The organism is Streptomyces sp. NPDC005151, assembly GCF_053599875.1.
Genome location: NZ_JBSFYR010000013.1, coordinates 88,968 through 103,936, shown reverse-complemented (window position 1 = coordinate 103,936; position 14,969 = coordinate 88,968). Strand labels below are relative to the sequence as shown.

Below are 14,969 nucleotides of genomic sequence, written 5' to 3'. Positions count from 1 at the left end.
CGTGCTGCGTACGTGTGGTGGTCATGACGCCAGCCCCTCGGCCAGCGGCCCCAGTGCCAGGGCCGGGAAGTAGGTCAGACCGGCGACGATCATGATCGTGCCTACCAGCAGTCCGCTGAAGAGCGGCTTGTGGGTGCCGAGCGTGCCGGCGGTCGCCGGTACGGGCCGCTGCTCGGCGAGCGAGCCGGCCAGGGCCAGGACGAAGACCATGGGCAGGAACCGGCCCAGCAGCATCGCGAGCCCGATCGTGGTGTTGAACCACTGGGTGTCCGCGCCCAGCCCGGCGAATGCCGAACCGTTGTTGTTGGCGCCGGAGGTGTAGGCGTACAGGATCTCGGAGAAGCCGTGCGCACCGGAGTTGGTCATCGAGTGGACCGGGGTGGGCAGGGCCATCGCCGCCGCGGTGAAGCAGAGCACCAGTGACGGGGTGATAAGGATGTAGCAGGCCGCGAGCTTGATCTCGCGGGTGCCGATCTTCTTGCCGAGGTACTCGGGCGTGCGGCCGACCATCAGACCCGCGATGAACACCGCGATGATCGCCATGATCAGCATGCCGTAGAGGCCGGAGCCGGTACCACCGGGGGCGATCTCGCCGAGCTGCATGCCCAGCAGGGTGATGCCGCCGCCGAAGCCGGTGAACGAGGAGTGGAAGGAGTTCACCGCTCCGGTCGAGGTGAGCGTGGTGGCCACGGCGAAGATCGACGATCCGCCGACCCCGAAGCGGGTCTCCTTGCCCTCCATCGCCCCGCCCGCGATGTCGAACGCGGGTCCGTGGTGGGCAAACTCGGTCCACATCATCAGCGCGGTGAAGCCGAGCCAGATGATGCCCATCGCCGCGAGGATCGCGTAGCCCTGCTTCAGCGAGCCGACCATCCGCCCGAAGGTGCGGGTCAGCGAGAACGGGACGACCAGGATCAGGAAGATCTCAAGGAGGTTGGAGAGCCCGTTGGGGTTCTCGAAGGGGTGCGCCGCATTGGCGTTGAAGTAACCGCCGCCGTTGGTGCCCAGCTCCTTGATGGCCTCCTGCGAGGCGACCGCACCGCCGTTCCACTGCTGCGAGCCGCCCATGAACTGGCCGACCCCGTGGATGCCGGAGAAGTTCTGGATGGCGCCGCACGCCACGAGCACGAGCGCGGCGATCACGGCGATCGGCAGCAGGATCCGTATCGTGCCGCGCACCAGGTCGGACCAGAAGTTGCCGAGCTCACCGGTGCGGGAGCGGGCGAAGCCCCGTACGAGCGCCACCGCGACGGCGATGCCGACGGAGGCCGAGACGAAGTTCTGCACCGCGAGGCCGCCGGTCTGGACGACATGGCCCATGGCCTGCTCGCCGTAGTACGACTGCCAGTTGGTGTTCGCAACGAAGGAGGCCGCCGTGTTGAACGCCTGATCGGGGTCGATCGAGGAGAAGCCGAGCGAGCCGGGCAGGCTGCCCTGGAGCCGCTGCAGCAGGTAGAGGAAGAGGACGCTCACCGCGGAGAACGCGAGGACGCCACGGAGATAGGCGGGCCAGCGCATCTCCGTGTCGGGGTTGGCGCCGATGGCCTTGTAGATCCACTTCTCGACCCGGAGGTGCTTCTTCGAGGAGTAGACGCCGGCCATGTGGTCGCCGAGCGGACGGTACGCCAGACCCAGCGCCACGACGAGCGCGAGCAGCTGGAGCACACCAGCGAGGACGGGGCTCATATCGGGCTCAGAACCTCTCCGGGTACAGAAGGGCGAGGACGAGATAGCCCAGCAGGGCGACGGCCACTATCAGACCGACGATGTTCTCGGCAGTCACAGCTTCGCCACCCCCCTGGCGACAAGAGCCACCAGCGCGAAGACCGCGATCGTGGTGACGACGAAGGCCAGATCGGCCACCGTGTGCTCCTAGATGAGGTTCGGATTCTCGGACCTCCTGAGCAAACCCCCGTCCGAAGCCCCCGCGGCCTGCGTTGATGGCTTCCTTACGGGGAATGGCGCGCCCTTGACGGCGCCCATACGCGCCCCATACGCGCCCCATACGCGCCCCATACACACGCCGGTGAGCGTGCTCCGTCGCACGCTCCGCACACGCGCTCTGCAGGCATGCAAAAGCCGGTGGGCCGCACCTCCCTCGAAGGGAGGTACGGCCCACCGGCCGAAGCTGTCACACGCCCCGGGAGGCGGTTCAGCGCACCTCGGTGATCTCGGGCCCGCGCTGGAGCTGGCCCATGCCACCGGAGAACTTCGAGCTCTCCTGGTCCTCCTGCTGCACACCCTCGGGCACCATCTGGGCGTCGTCGGGGAGCTTGAGGACGATCGGGTCGCGCGGGGCCATCGGGCCCTCGCCACGGACGACCACGGTGTCCCGGAAGATCGTCTCCAGCAGCCCGGCAGCCTGCGGCTGCACGGCGCCCTGGCCGGAGATCACTCCGCGCAGGAACCAGCGCGGCCCGTCGACGCCGACGAAGCGCACCAGCTGCACGCCGTTCGTCCCGTCCGGAAGCTGCACGGGGACCTGTGCCCGCAGCTCCCAGCCCAGCGGGCCCTCGACCTCGTCGATGATCCCGCCCTGCTGGGTGATGCCGGCGGCGATCTCCTCGCGGACCTCGCCCCAGATGCCCTCCTTCTTGGGGGCGGCGAAGGCCTGCAGCTGGATCGCGCTGTCACGCAGCACGACGGTGGCGGCGACGATCGCGTCACCGGCGACCTCGACGCGCAGCTCCATTCCGTCGACCCCGGGCACGAAGATGCCGCCCAGGTCGACCCGGCCCTCGCCGGGCTGGGAGACCTCGTCGATGTCCCACGGCCCGTCCGGCCGCGGCGCCGGCGGGAGGTTCGCCCGGCGCGCTCCGCTCTCGGCGGCGTCGGTGTCGTCGAGCTCGTCGACGACCTGCTCGGCCTCGCGCGCTTCGTCCGCCACGTCCTCGGCGGAACCACTCTTCTTGCGACGTCCGAACACGTCACTGTCCTTCCCGGTCGGGTACGACCGAAGCGTAGCTGTTCCCGCCCTGGGTGATCCCGCCCCTGACGCCGTCAACATCACCCGTGGCATGCCCTCCGGTGGAACCGAAGCCGCCCTCGCCCCGCGCCGAGCCGGGCAGTTCCGACACCTCGTGGAAGCGCACCTTCTCGACCTGCTGGACGACCAGTTGGGCAATCCGGTCGAACCTCTCGAACCGCACGGTCTCGCGCGGGTCGAGATTGATGACGATGACCTTGATCTCTCCACGGTACCCGGCATCAACCGTCCCCGGGGCATTGACAAGGGCGACTCCGCAGCGGGCCGCGAGGCCGGACCGCGGATGCACGAACGCGGCGTACCCGTCGGGCAGCGCGATCGACACACCGGTGGGCAGCATCGCGCGTTCGCCCGGGGCGAGTTCGGCGGCCTCGGTGGTCACCAGATCGACCCCGGCGTCGCCCGGGTGCCCGTACGCCGGAATCGGCACTTCCGGATCGACCCGGCGGAGCAGTACGTCGACGGGACGGCGCATCAGGGGTTCACCTCGAAGGCACGGGCGCGCCTGACCTGGTCCGGGTCGGCCATCGCCGCCTGGATCTCGGCGGGGCGGCCGTTCTCGATGAAGTGGTCGACCTTGACCTCGATGAAGAGGGCCTCGGCGCGGACCGCGACGGGCCCGTCCGGGCCGCCGATCCGGCCGGTCGCCCGGGAGTAGATCTTCCGGCCGTGCACGGCGGTGACCTCGGCGTCCAGGTGCAGCACGGTGTCGACCGGCACGGGGCGCACAAAGTCGGTCTCCAGCCGCCCGGTCACCGCGATCACCCGCAGCAGCCAGTTCAGCGAGCCCAGCGTCTCGTCCAGCGCCGTGGCCAGGATGCCGCCGTGCGCCAGGCCCGGGGCGCCCTGGTGGGCGGCCTTCACCGTGAAATCGGCGGTGACGCTGACACCCTCGCCGGCCCGCGCCTGGAGGTGCAGCCCGTGCGGCTGCCCTTCACCGCAGCCGAAACAGTGTTCGTAGTGCGCGCCGAGGAGCTCGCCGGGGACCGGGGCGTCGGGATGCCGGACCGGTTTCACCGCGTCGGCCGGTGGCTGAAGAGCCGCAGATGTTCCACTCACAGGCGCAGACCTTACCCGCGCGGGTAGCCGCAGGTCGCGCCGTGCCAAGCTTGGGTTCATGCAGCCTTCCACCCTGCCTTTCGACGAACGCCTGACCGCACCCCGTTCGTGGTGGCTCCTTGCCTTCCTGATGGGGGTCGCCTGCGCCCTGATGCTGCTGCCGCTGGGCACCCTGCCGCTGCTGGCCGGCCTGGTCGGCGGCACCGCGCTGGCCTCGCTCGCGGTCAGCTCGTACGGCTCCGCCCGGATCCGGGTGGTGGCGGGCGCCCTAGTCGCGGGTGACGCCCGGATCCCGGTGACGGCACTCGGCGAGGCGGAGGCACTGGAGGGCGAGGAGGCGCGCGCGTGGCGCACGTACAAGGCGGACACCCGTGCCTTCATGCTGCAGCGCAGCTACATCCAGACGGCGGTGCGGGTGGAGGTCACCGACCCGGAGGACCCGACTCCGTACATCTATCTGTCGACTCGCGAGCCGCAGGCCCTGGTGGCGGCGCTCACGGCGGTACGGGCCGCATAGCCGTTTCGCGCCTCTGGGGGCCCCCGGGGCGGCCCCCAGGGCCTGTCGGGTGACCTTCGATCGGATAGCGGACGCGGTCTGGTGCGTGCGATTCCAAGGCGCCGGAAGGCCCTCGGATGGGGTCTCCCCTGCTCGAACGAAGCTGAGAGCTTGGGGAAGGAGCTACTAGGGCATTTCGGCAACGCGGGAAGCGTGCGTGCCAGGGCGTGGCCGCCCGATCAGAGGTCACCCGACAGGCTCTCAGCCCTCGATCTCCTTCGGGAGGTCCTTGTGCCGATTCCGCGGCCGCTCCAGGGGCGGCAGCTCCGCGAGCCGGTCCCAGGGGATCTGGGCCTTGCGCAGGTCTTTCCTGACCCGTTCGGCAAGCTTCTTCGTGTCGCGCCGGTTCATCATCGCGCCGATGGCGGCGCCGGCCATGAACGGGATCAGGTTCGGCAGATCGCGCATCATCCGCTTCACGATCTGCTGGCGCAGCTCCCGCTTCATCCGGCCGCCGAGCGCCGCATCGATCGTCGCCGGATGGGTGACATCGATGCCGCGCTCCTCCGTCCACGACGTGAGGTACGCGGTGCTGCGCCGGGTGAGGCCGCCCGGCGGGCGCAGGCCGTAGACCTCGTGCAGTTCGGCCACGAGCTTCATCTCGATCGCGGCCACGCCGGTGATCTCCGCGGCCAGCTCGGCGAGCATGGCGGGCGGTACGGGCAGCATGGCCGCCGCGCCGATACCGGCGCCGACGGTGGCAGTGCCCTTGCTCGCGCCTGCGACGAGCTTGTCGACGAGCTCCTCGGGGCCGAGGCCCGGGAACTGCCTGCGCAGGGTGGCGAGGTCGCGTACAGGGACGCGGGGAGCGGTCTCGATGATCCGGTCGGCGATATGACCGATCGCTGTCCTGGCGCTCTCCCCGCCCTTGCGTACGCCCCGTTTGACTGATTGCAGACGGCCTGCCCCGGTCACGGGCTCCGTCCTGCCGGTCTGCTCGGCCCCATCGGCCGTGCCGGCTGCTGGTACTGCTCGTCCTGTCTCCGCAGCAATGGCGGCTTCCACTGCTTCGAGCGAGGCCGAACGGCCTCGCTCGTCGTCAGATACGCCCGCGGAGGGTGGCAGGGCGGACCGCTCGGCAAGGGCTGCTACGCCTTCTGCCGGGCCTGTACCGCCCTGATCCGCCTCCGACGGCTTCTTGCGTCGCAAGCGCCGCTTCCGGAACGGTGTGTCGCCTGCCACGTCCGACCGGACCTAGTCGCAGTCGCGGCAGATCGGCTGGCCGTTCTTCTCGCGGGCCAGCTGGCTGCGGTGGTGCACGAGGAAGCAGCTCATGCACGTGAACTCGTCGGCCTGCTTGGGCAGGACCCTGACGGCGAGTTCCTCATTGGACAGGTCTGCTCCGGGGAGCTCCAGTCCTTCTGCCGCGTCGAACTCGTCGACGTCGACGGCGGACGCCGTCTTGTCGCTCCGACGGGCCTTGAGTTCCTCAAGGCTGTCCTGGTCGACGTCGTCATCGGTCTTGCGTGGGGTGTCGTAATCCGTTGCCATGTGTCGCTCTCCCCCTCTGGGTGTCTGCGGTGTCTCAGCGCTCGTAACGCGTGAGAGGCCGGACTTGTGCCCGACCCGAGGCGGAGATTTTGCCTCACATCAAGGTCTGTTACTCAATCGACACCCGAGCGGACCTCTCTGAAGTGGTCGGCTTGGGTGGCGAAGGGGACCGTACACGGTCCGAGTGCTGCGCTTCACGGGCGCCACCCCGTGTACTTCCCGTGATATCGGCCCTCGAAAACCCCGACTTTTGCCGGATTTTGGGTAGGAGGCCTGGTCACGGAGCGTGGAACGCCCGAAATTCGCTCCTGTGATCGATCACACACGGATCCCACGGGCACGGGTCCCGAAAATTCCGCTCAAAGCGAACGAAGTAATCCCTGTGTGTATCGCTCGACTCAGCCTCTCAGACCGGCAGGGTCACGCGCATCACGAGGCCACCACCCTCACGGGGTTCCGCGATGATACGGCCGCCGTGAGCACGCGCCACGGACCGCGCGATCGACAGGCCGAGCCCGACCCCCTTGTCGCTGCCCGTTCGCTCCGTACGGAGCCGTCTGAAGGGCTCGAAGAGGTTGTCGATCTCGTACGCCGGCACCACGGGGCCGGTGTTCGAGACCACCAGCAACGCCTGGCCGGGCTGCAGCTCGGTGGTGACTTCCACCCAGCCCTCCTCCCGGATGTTGTAGCGCACGGCGTTCTGTACGAGGTTCAGCGCGATCCGCTCCAGCAGGACACCGTTGCCCTGGACGACGGCGGGCACGATCTCCTCACGGATCTCCACGCCCTTCTGCTCGGCCTCGGCCCGGGTCTGGTCGAGCGCGCGCGTGGCGACCTCCGCGAGGTCGACCGGCTTGCGCTCGATGATCTGGTTGTCGCTGCGAGCGAGCAGCAGCAGCCCCTCGACCAGCTGCTCGCTGCGCTCGTTGGTGGCCAGCAGGGTCTTGCCGAGCTGCTGGAGCTCCGGCGGAGCCTGCGGGTCGGAGAGGTGGACCTCCAGCAGGGTGCGGTTGATCGCGAGCGGGGTACGCAGCTCGTGCGAGGCGTTCCCGACGAACCGCTGCTGCGCGGTGAAGGCCCGCTCCAGCCGGTCGAGCATGTCGTCGAAGGTGTCGGCGAGCTCCTTGAGCTCGTCGTCGGGACCATCCAGCTCGATCCGCCGGGACAGGTCCGTCCCGGCCACCCGGCGGGCGGTGCGGGTGATGCGGCCCAGTGGGGAGAGCACCCGGCCCGCCATGGCGTAGCCGAAGGCGAAGGCGATGACGCTCAGACCGACGAGGGCCAGCAGTGAACGGTTCAGGAGGGTGTCGAGCGCCTCCTGGCGCTGATGGTTGACACACGCGCTCATGGCCGCGTTGACGGCAGCCGGTGACGACCCCTCTCCGGAGAGGTTGCACAGATCGCTGGAGACCTGGCCGCTGACGACCTTGAACGGCAGCTCACTGCCCACGTGCAGGGCCTGTGCGGCCAGCATGTAGATGATCGAGAGCAGCAGGATGCCGGCGATCAGGAACATCCCGCCGTACAGAAGCGTGAGCCGTATCCGGATGGTCGGGCGCAGCCAGGGGTACGGGGGCTCCAGCTGTTTGGGGTCCCAGGTGGGTTTCGGGGGCGCTGTCGGGGGCGCCGGGATGGTGGACACCGGGCCTCAGATCCGGTAACCGGAGCCGGGCACGGTGACGATGACGGGTGGCTCCCCGAGCTTGCGGCGCAGGGTCATGACCGTCACCCGGACCACATTGGTGAACGGGTCGGTGTTCTCGTCCCAGGCCTTCTCCAGCAGTTGCTCCGCGGAGACGACCGCGCCCTCGCTGCGCATCAGGACCTCCAGCACCGCGAACTCCTTCGGCGCGAGCTGGATCTCCTGCGCGTCGCGGAAGACCTCGCGGCGGTTGGGGTCCAGCTTGATGCCGGCGCGCTCCAGGATGGGCGGCAGCGCGACCGTCGTGCGGCGCCCCAGGGCCCGCACCCGCGCGGTCAGCTCACTGAAGGCGAACGGCTTCGGCAGGTAGTCGTCGGCGCCGAGCTCCAGGCCCTCCACCCGGTCGCTGACGTCCCCGGAGGCCGTGAGCATGAGCACCCGGGTCGGCATGCCCAGCTCGACGATCCGGCGGCAGACGTCGTCGCCGTGCACCAGGGGGAGGTCCCGGTCCAGCACCACGACGTCGTAGTCATTGACCTCGATGCGCTCCAGGGCCGCCGCACCGTCGTACACGACGTCGACCGCCATGGCCTCCCGGCGCAGTCCGGTGGCCACCGCATCGGCGAGCAACTGCTCGTCCTCCACGACGAGTACACGCACGGCGCTGTCCTTCCTTAGAAACTTCAGAACGTTCGAATGAGCCCACGGACCGTGATCGGACCGGCTCAGCAGCACTGTCTGTGCGGCACCATCCTGCCTGCAACGCGTATAAACCGGCGGTAAGGCGGCGCGGCGCGACCTGCGGCTTCGGGGAATTCACCGGATTTCCGGGCCAGTTGAGGTTTCTCTGAGCCAGAGCCTGGGGAGGACGAATTCACACCCGCGATCACGCCATGCATGTGGCGCACCACGGCCGCTCCGTCCCCGGAGAGTGCGTGATCACCCGCCCTACCGCCCCTGGCGGAGGGAAACCCGGGCACACCCCCGTGCCACCGACCCACGATGAGGGGGCGCACCATGGACGCTTTCACCGCAGGTCTGCTGCAGCGAATCAAGACCACCGAGTCCGACCTCACCAGGGCCCGCGAGACGGGCGACGACTTCCTCGCGGATGTCGAGCAGGGAGAGCTGGACGACCTGCACCGCCTCGCCGCCGAGCACGGTGTCGAAGTCGGCGCCACGGCCGTCTGAGCAGTCGGCACAGGGCCCCGGCGTCGTCCATGACGCCGGGGGGCCCTGTGCTGTCCGTGAACGCCCGCCACAGCGCGCACCAGGCGCTTTGCGGCCGGGTGCGTCAGTCGTGCCAGGCGCCCAGATCCTCCAGGAGGGTCTGCAGGGGCTCGAAGACGCCCGGTGACGCGGCCACGGTCAGGTCGCCGTCGGCGGGCAGTCCGGGCCGGCCGCCGGTGCGGGCGCCGGCCTCCCGGGCGATCAGGTCACCGGCGGCGAGGTCCCAGGGGTGGAGCCCGCGCTCGTAGTAGCCGTCCAGCCGGCCCGCGGCGACATCGCAGAGATCGACGGCGGCGGAGCCGCTGCGCCGGATGTCGCGGAGTTTCGGGATCAGCTGCCGGGCGACGTCCGCCTGGTGCGTACGGACGTCGGTGACGTAGTTGAAGCCGGTCGAGACCAGCGCCTGGTCGAGCGGCGGTGCGGGCCGGGTGCGCAGCGCGGTGCCGTCGCCGTACGCGCCGCCCTTTGCGTACGCACCGCCGCCGAGGACCGCGTGGTACGTCTCACGGCGCATCGGGGCCTCCACCACGCCCACGACACGCTCGCCGTCCCGTTCCGCTGCGATGGAGACGGCCCAGGTCGGCAGCCCGTAGAGGTAGTTCACCGTGCCGTCGAGCGGATCGATGACCCAGCGGATGCCGCTGCTGCCCGCGGAGCTGGCACCCTCCTCGCCGAGGAAGCCGTCCTGGGGGCGGCGCTCGGCGAGGAAGCCGGTGATCAGCTTCTCGGCGGCGATGTCCATCTCGGTGACGACGTCGATGGGGCTGGACTTGGTCGCGGCCACCCCGAGATCGGCGGGGCGGCCGTCGCGGAGCAGCGCACCGGCGCGCCGGGCGGCCTCCAGGGCGAGGCCGAGCAGTTCGGACAGGACGGGGTCGGCCACAGAGGGCACAGGGCTCACAGGGGTCACAGAGGTACAACGCTCCTAGGCGTAGGGACTGTCGGCGCCCGCCGCGGCGGGCTTGAGGGCACGGGCCGGGCAGCAGCCGACGGGGCAGAGATCGTGGCTCGGACCGAGCGCCCCGAGCGCGCACCGCTCCACCGTGCGTCCCCGCTCGGTGGCGGCGCGCTCCAGGACCAGCTCGCGCACGGCCGCGGCGAACCGCGGGTCCGCACCGGCCGTCGCGGACCGCCGCACCGGCAGACCGAGCTCGGCGGCCTTCGCGGTGGCCTCGGTGTCGAGGTCGTACAGGACCTCCATGTGGTCCGAGACGAAGCCGATGGGGGCCATCACCACAGCGGGCACGCCCGCCCCGTGGAGCGCCTCCAGGTGGTCGCAGATGTCGGGCTCCAGCCAGGGGATGTGCGGGGCGCCGCTGCGCGACTGGTAGACGAGCTGCCAGGGATACGCGACGCCGGTCTCCTCACGCACCGCGTCGACGATCACCCGGGCGACGTCGAGATGCTCGGCGACATACGCGCCGCCGTCGCCGTGCGCCTCCTCGGGGCCGGAGGTGTCGGCGGCGGAGGTGGGGATGGAGTGTGTGGTGAAGGCGAGGTGCGCCCCGGCCCTGTCCTCTTCGGGAAGCTCGGCCAGCGACGTGAGGACACCCTCCACCATGGGCCGGACGAAGCCCGGATGGTTGAAGTAGTGCCGGAGCTTGTCCACGCGCGGCACCGGCAGCCCCTCGGCCTCCAGCACGGCCAGCGACTCGGCGAGGTTCTCACGGTACTGGCGGCAGCCGGAGTACGAGGCGTAGGCGCTGGTGGCGAGGACGGCGATGCGGCGGTGTCCGCCGGCAACCATCTCGCGCAGGGTGTCGGTGAGGCAGGGCGCCCAGTTGCGGTTGCCCCAGTACACCGGCAGGTCGAGTCCGTGGTCCGCGAAGTCCTTGCGCAGGGCGTCCAGCAGGCCCCTGTTCTGGGCGTTGATCGGGCTGACGCCGCCGAACAGGAAGTAGTGCTTTCCGACCTCCTTCAGCCGCTCCTCGGGGATGCCGCGGCCGCGGGTCACGTTCGCCAGGAACGGGACCACGTCGTCCGGGCCCTCGGGGCCGCCGAAGGAGAGCAGCAGCAGGGCGTCGTAGGGAGCGGGAGCACGCAGATCGGACATGGGAACGATCCTGCCATCCGCCTGTGACGGCGCTCCAACCGACATCCACCGGCGTGCCCGTGACCCGGTATCCGCCCCGGCGCCGGACGCCGTGCACCGCCCGTAAGCTGTATCGGCCGCCTTCACGCATGACACGCATCTCTGACACCCCGTGTGACCTCGCCGTACCGGAGCCCTCCTTGCCCAGTCCCTACCGCGCGATCTTCGCCGCCCCCGGCACCAAGGGGTTCTCGGCTGCCGGATTCCTCGGCCGGATGCCGCTGTCCATGATGGGCATCGGTGTGGTGACCATGGTTTCCCAGATCACCGGCCGTTACGGTCTCGCGGGCGCGCTCTCCGCGACGCTGGCGATGTCGGCGGCGGTGCTGGGACCGCAGGTCTCCCGGCTGGTCGACCGGCACGGGCAGCGCCGCATCCTGCGCCCCGTCACCCTCGTCGCGCTGGCGGCGGTGGCCGGGCTGCTGATCTGCGCGCAGCAGCGGCTGCCGGACTGGACCCTCTTCGTGTTCGCCGCCGGTGCCGGCTGCGTGCCCAGTGTGGGGTCGATGATCCGGGCCCGCTGGGCGGAGATCTACCGGGGCTCGCCGCAGCAGTTGCACACGGCGTACTCGTGGGAGTCGATCGTCGACGAGGCGTGCTTCATCTTCGGGCCGATCATCTCGATCGGTCTGTCCACTGCCTGGTTCCCGGAGGCGGGTCCACTGCTGGCCGCCGGGTTCCTGCTGGCCGGCGTCGTCTGGCTGACCGCCCAGCGCGCCACCGAGCCGGTCCCGCATCCGCGCGAGCAGCACACCGACGGCTCGGCGCTGCGCTCCCCCGGTCTCCAGGTGCTCGTGGGCACCTTCGTGGCGACCGGCGCGATCTTCGGTGCGGTCGATGTGGTGACGGTGGCCTTCGCCGAGGACCAGGGGCACAAGGCCGCGGCGAGCCTGGTGCTGGCCGTGTACGCGCTGGGGTCCTGCCTCGCCGGAGCCGTCTTCGGACTGCTCCGTCTCAAGGGGAGGGCATCCACCAGGTGGCTGGTGGGGGTGTGCGCCATGGCCGTGAGTATGATCCCCCTCCAACTGGCCGGGAGCCTGCTGTTCCTGGCCGTGGCGCTCTTTGTCGCGGGTCTCGCCATCGCACCGACGATGGTCACCACCATGGCCCTCGTCGAGCAGCACGTACCGCGCACCAAGCTGACCGAGGGCATGACCTGGACCAGTACCGGGCTCGCGGTCGGCGTGGCGCTCGGCTCCTCGGCCGCCGGCTGGGTCGTCGACGCGTCCGGGGCGAAGGCGGGGTACGCGGTGCCCACCGTGGCGGGAGCGCTCGCGGCCGCGGTGGCGTTCCTGGGGTATCGCCGGCTTGCCGAGCCGGTTCCTACGGGAAGGCGCGGGGAAGATGACCGACACCTACGCACGGACGACGACGAGCGCGTGGCGTAACTGGGCGGGGAATGTAACCGCGCGTCCGGCACGGGCCGTCTCCCCCGCCTCCGTGGACGAGCTCGCCGAGGCGCTGCGCCGGGCGTCCGAGGACGGCCTGAAGGTGAAGCCGGTCGGCACCGGGCACTCCTTCACCGCGACCGCCGCCACCGACGGCCTGTTGATCCGCCCCGATCTGCTCACCGGCATCCGCGAGATCGACCGCACAGCGATGACGGTGACCGTCGAGGCCGGCACCCCGCTGAAGCGGCTCAACGTCGCGCTCGCCCGGGAGGGCCTGTCACTCACCAACATGGGCGACATCATGGAGCAGACGGTCGCCGGGGCCACCTCGACCGGCACCCACGGCACCGGCCGCGACTCGGCGTCCATATCCGCCCAGATCCGCGCCCTCGAACTGGTCACGGCGGACGGCACGGTGCTGACCTGCTCCGATAAGGAGAACGCCGACATCTTCGCCGTCGCCCGGATCGGGCTCGGCGCACTCGGTGTCATCACGGCGATCACGTTCGCCGTGGAGCCGGTCTTCCTGTTGACGGCCCGCGAGGAGCCGATGACCTTCGACAAGGTCACGTCCGACTTCGACGAACTGGTCGCCGAGAACGAGCACTTCGAGTTCTACTGGTTCCCGCACACCGGCAACTGCAACACCAAGCGCAACAACCGCAGCGCGGGCCCCGCCGCACCGCCCGGAAAGGTCAGCGGCTGGATCGAGGACGAGCTCCTCTCCAACGGAATCTTCCAGGTGGCCTGTTCGCTCGGCCGGGCGGTCCCCGCCACCATCCCGTCGATCGCCAAGCTCTCCAGCCGTGCCCTGTCGGCCCGTACCTACACCGACATCCCGTACAAGGTCTTCACCAGCCCGCGCCGGGTCCGCTTCGTGGAGATGGAATACGCCCTGCCGCGCGAGGCCGCGACGGAGGCGCTGCGCGAGGTCAGGGCGATGGTCGACCGCTCGCCGTTGCGGATCGGCTTCCCGGTGGAGGTCCGCACAGCCCCCGCGGACGACATCGCGCTCTCCACGGCCGCGGGCCGGGAGAGCGCGTACATCGCCGTCCATCTGTACAAGGGCACGCCCTACCAGGCGTACTTCACCGCGGTCGAGCGGATCATGACCGCGCACGGCGGCCGCCCGCACTGGGGCAAGGTCAACACCCGCGATGCAGAGTACCTGGCCGGGGTGTACCCGCGGTTCGGCGAGTTCAGCGCCGTGCGCGACCGGCTGGACCCGGACCGGCTCTTCACCAACGACTATCTGCGCCGGGTCCTGGGCGACTGACCGCCGCGCCGGCCGGTCACCGGCCGGCGCCCGTGCCGGTCGTGGCCGGTTCCTCCTGCCCCGGGGCGATGCCCGCACCGGTGGGGTCCGGGGCGACGCTGCTGGAGTCGCCGGGTGCCGTCGGAGTGGGCGTGGGAGCCGGAGTCGTCGGGCCGCCGCCCGAGTTCGACGGTGTGGGCGTGGGCGTCGGCTCGGCTGTGGGGCGGTCGCCCTGGCCGGTGCCCGGACTCGGGCTCTGCCCGCCCTGCGAGTCCGCGCCCGGCGTCCCGCCGCTCTCCTGACCTGGCGTCCGCCCCTGACCCGGGTCCGTGCTGACGGACGGTGCCGGGTCGGCGGGCCCTGAGCCCCGCTCCCCGCCGCGTACGACGGATCCCACGGTCGTTCCGTGACCACCGCTCAGATCGCTGCCGGAGACGAGCTCGTACGTGGTGATCCCGGCCATCGACACGGCGAAGACCGCAGCGGCCCCGACGGCCGACCGCTTCCAGCCGCGGATGCGGGTGCCGTGGATGGTCGACGCGGAGAACTCCTCGTCCGGGGCCGCGCCGTGCGGCACCGGCCGCCGGGCCCCGTCCCCGGCACGTGGCTCGAACAGCCGGGTCCCATCCGTGTCGGGAGACGTGAGCAGCTGGGTCCTGTCCGTGCCGAGGGGCCTCAGCGGCCGGGACTCGTGATCGGCGAGCGGCTTCAGCAGCTGCGTACGGTCCGGGTCGGCCGTGACCGTACGCAGCACCGCCGTCGCGTCCGCGGATCCGTCGGGCGGCCGGTGAGCACCCCACGTCTCGCGCTCCGCCACCTCGCGTGCCGCGCGTACCTTCTGCGGATCCGGCGCGCCGTACGCGTCCCGCACCTCACGCGTCCCGCTCGCCCCGCGGGTCTCCCGGCCCGTGAACTTCGCCTGGACCGTGACCTCGCGGATCTGCTCGCCCGTGCGACGGAAGAAGTGCTGGAAGACCGAGCCGCCGCAGGTGGCGACGATGCTCATCACTCCGGCGCCGAGAATCGTTCCGTACACACCCAGTTGCGAGGCCGCCACTGCCGCCGCGACCGCTGCCACTGCACTGCCGGCAACCTGCGGAAGGCTCAGATCGATACGCCTTTCTCTGGGTTCTGTGTCACTTTCCGGCTTCTGCACCATTTCCAGCCCTTGATTGACATCTCTCCCACCATGCAACAGGAAGGGACAATTGGGCGAAGTGAATAGTTCCACTTCAGGTGATTCTGTGAAGCAGGACACGCATCATGG

The 14,969-nt window shown here is 70.3% G+C and carries 16 protein-coding genes; 4 read left to right on the top strand and 12 right to left on the bottom strand.

Annotation, left to right across the window (positions count from 1 at the left end):
• Positions 1–21: 21 nt before the first annotated feature.
• The 5 genes from kdpA to ACWD6R_RS10480 all read right to left on the bottom strand — a co-directional run bounded on the left by kdpA (position 22) and on the right by ACWD6R_RS10480 (position 4,045).
• The gene (gene kdpA / locus ACWD6R_RS10500) at positions 22–1,686 is read right to left on the bottom strand and encodes a potassium-transporting ATPase subunit KdpA (protein ID WP_451818327.1); all 1,665 of its coding nucleotides are present in this window, start codon (positions 1,684–1,686) and stop codon (positions 22–24) included.
• 7 nt (positions 1,687–1,693) lie between these two features.
• On the bottom strand, positions 1,694–1,783 hold the full coding sequence (gene kdpF / locus ACWD6R_RS10495; protein WP_037701211.1) for a K(+)-transporting ATPase subunit F: 90 nt from the start codon (positions 1,781–1,783) through the stop codon (positions 1,694–1,696).
• Between the two features lie 369 nt (positions 1,784–2,152).
• Positions 2,153–2,926, bottom strand: a complete 774-nt coding sequence (locus ACWD6R_RS10490; protein ID WP_406422453.1) for a DUF3710 domain-containing protein — start codon at positions 2,924–2,926, stop codon at positions 2,153–2,155.
• A gap of 1 nt (position 2,927) precedes the next feature.
• Positions 2,928–3,461 carry a dUTP diphosphatase gene (gene dut / locus ACWD6R_RS10485; RefSeq protein WP_358860385.1) on the bottom strand — a complete coding sequence of 178 codons (534 nt, stop codon included), beginning with the start codon at positions 3,459–3,461 and terminating at the stop codon, positions 2,928–2,930.
• A complete protein-coding gene (locus tag ACWD6R_RS10480) occupies positions 3,461–4,045 on the bottom strand; it encodes a PaaI family thioesterase (RefSeq protein WP_366133744.1) in 585 nt (194 codons plus the stop codon). The genes dut and ACWD6R_RS10480 overlap by 1 nt, the downstream gene beginning before the upstream one ends.
• A gap of 58 nt (positions 4,046–4,103) precedes the next feature.
• Here ACWD6R_RS10480 and ACWD6R_RS10475 point away from each other — a divergent pair, with 58 nt between their 5' ends.
• A complete protein-coding gene (locus ACWD6R_RS10475; RefSeq protein ID WP_451818326.1) occupies positions 4,104–4,562 on the top strand; it encodes a DUF3093 domain-containing protein in 459 nt (152 codons plus the stop codon).
• 240 nt (positions 4,563–4,802) lie between these two features.
• Here the strand turns inward: ACWD6R_RS10475 and ACWD6R_RS10470 are convergent, their stop codons facing one another.
• The 4 genes from ACWD6R_RS10470 to ACWD6R_RS10455 all read right to left on the bottom strand — a co-directional run bounded on the left by ACWD6R_RS10470 (position 4,803) and on the right by ACWD6R_RS10455 (position 8,394).
• A complete protein-coding gene (locus ACWD6R_RS10470; RefSeq protein ID WP_451818325.1) occupies positions 4,803–5,783 on the bottom strand; it encodes a hypothetical protein in 981 nt (326 codons plus the stop codon).
• A 12-nt stretch (positions 5,784–5,795) separates the two neighbouring features.
• Positions 5,796–6,092: a DUF4193 domain-containing protein gene (locus ACWD6R_RS10465; RefSeq protein WP_003965732.1), complete on the bottom strand. Its 297-nt coding sequence runs from the start codon at positions 6,090–6,092 to the stop codon at positions 5,796–5,798.
• Positions 6,093–6,498: 406 nt separating this feature from the next.
• Positions 6,499–7,734 carry a sensor histidine kinase gene (locus ACWD6R_RS10460; RefSeq protein WP_451818324.1) on the bottom strand — a complete coding sequence of 412 codons (1,236 nt, stop codon included), beginning with the start codon at positions 7,732–7,734 and terminating at the stop codon, positions 6,499–6,501.
• 6 nt (positions 7,735–7,740) lie between these two features.
• Positions 7,741–8,394 (bottom strand): response regulator transcription factor, encoded by a 654-nt coding sequence (locus ACWD6R_RS10455; protein WP_358860390.1) that lies wholly within the window; start codon positions 8,392–8,394, stop codon positions 7,741–7,743.
• A gap of 357 nt (positions 8,395–8,751) precedes the next feature.
• Here ACWD6R_RS10455 and ACWD6R_RS10450 point away from each other — a divergent pair, with 357 nt between their 5' ends.
• Positions 8,752–8,925, top strand: coding sequence for a hypothetical protein (locus ACWD6R_RS10450; protein ID WP_398949305.1), 174 nt, complete (start codon positions 8,752–8,754; stop codon positions 8,923–8,925).
• A 103-nt stretch (positions 8,926–9,028) separates the two neighbouring features.
• Here the strand turns inward: ACWD6R_RS10450 and ACWD6R_RS10445 are convergent, their stop codons facing one another.
• Both ACWD6R_RS10445 and ACWD6R_RS10440 read right to left on the bottom strand, forming a co-directional pair.
• The gene (locus ACWD6R_RS10445; protein ID WP_451818323.1) at positions 9,029–9,847 is read right to left on the bottom strand and encodes an inositol monophosphatase family protein; all 819 of its coding nucleotides are present in this window, start codon (positions 9,845–9,847) and stop codon (positions 9,029–9,031) included.
• A 42-nt stretch (positions 9,848–9,889) separates the two neighbouring features.
• Positions 9,890–11,017 (bottom strand): ferrochelatase, encoded by a 1,128-nt coding sequence (locus ACWD6R_RS10440; RefSeq protein WP_451818322.1) that lies wholly within the window; start codon positions 11,015–11,017, stop codon positions 9,890–9,892.
• Positions 11,018–11,196: 179 nt separating this feature from the next.
• Between ACWD6R_RS10440 and ACWD6R_RS10435 the strand changes: the two genes are divergently transcribed.
• Together ACWD6R_RS10435 and ACWD6R_RS10430 are read left to right on the top strand one after the other, a co-directional pair.
• Positions 11,197–12,444 (top strand): MFS transporter, encoded by a 1,248-nt coding sequence (locus ACWD6R_RS10435; protein WP_451818350.1) that lies wholly within the window; start codon positions 11,197–11,199, stop codon positions 12,442–12,444.
• Positions 12,401–13,723 carry a D-arabinono-1,4-lactone oxidase gene (locus ACWD6R_RS10430; protein WP_451818321.1) on the top strand — a complete coding sequence of 441 codons (1,323 nt, stop codon included), beginning with the start codon at positions 12,401–12,403 and terminating at the stop codon, positions 13,721–13,723. Before ACWD6R_RS10435 ends, ACWD6R_RS10430 begins: the two co-directional genes overlap by 44 nt.
• A 16-nt stretch (positions 13,724–13,739) precedes the next feature.
• Here ACWD6R_RS10430 and ACWD6R_RS10425 read toward each other — a convergent pair whose 3' ends face one another.
• Entirely contained in the window at positions 13,740–14,861 is a 1,122-nt protein-coding gene (locus ACWD6R_RS10425) for a hypothetical protein (RefSeq protein ID WP_451818320.1), read from the bottom strand.
• Between the last annotated feature and the right edge of the window lie 108 nt (positions 14,862–14,969).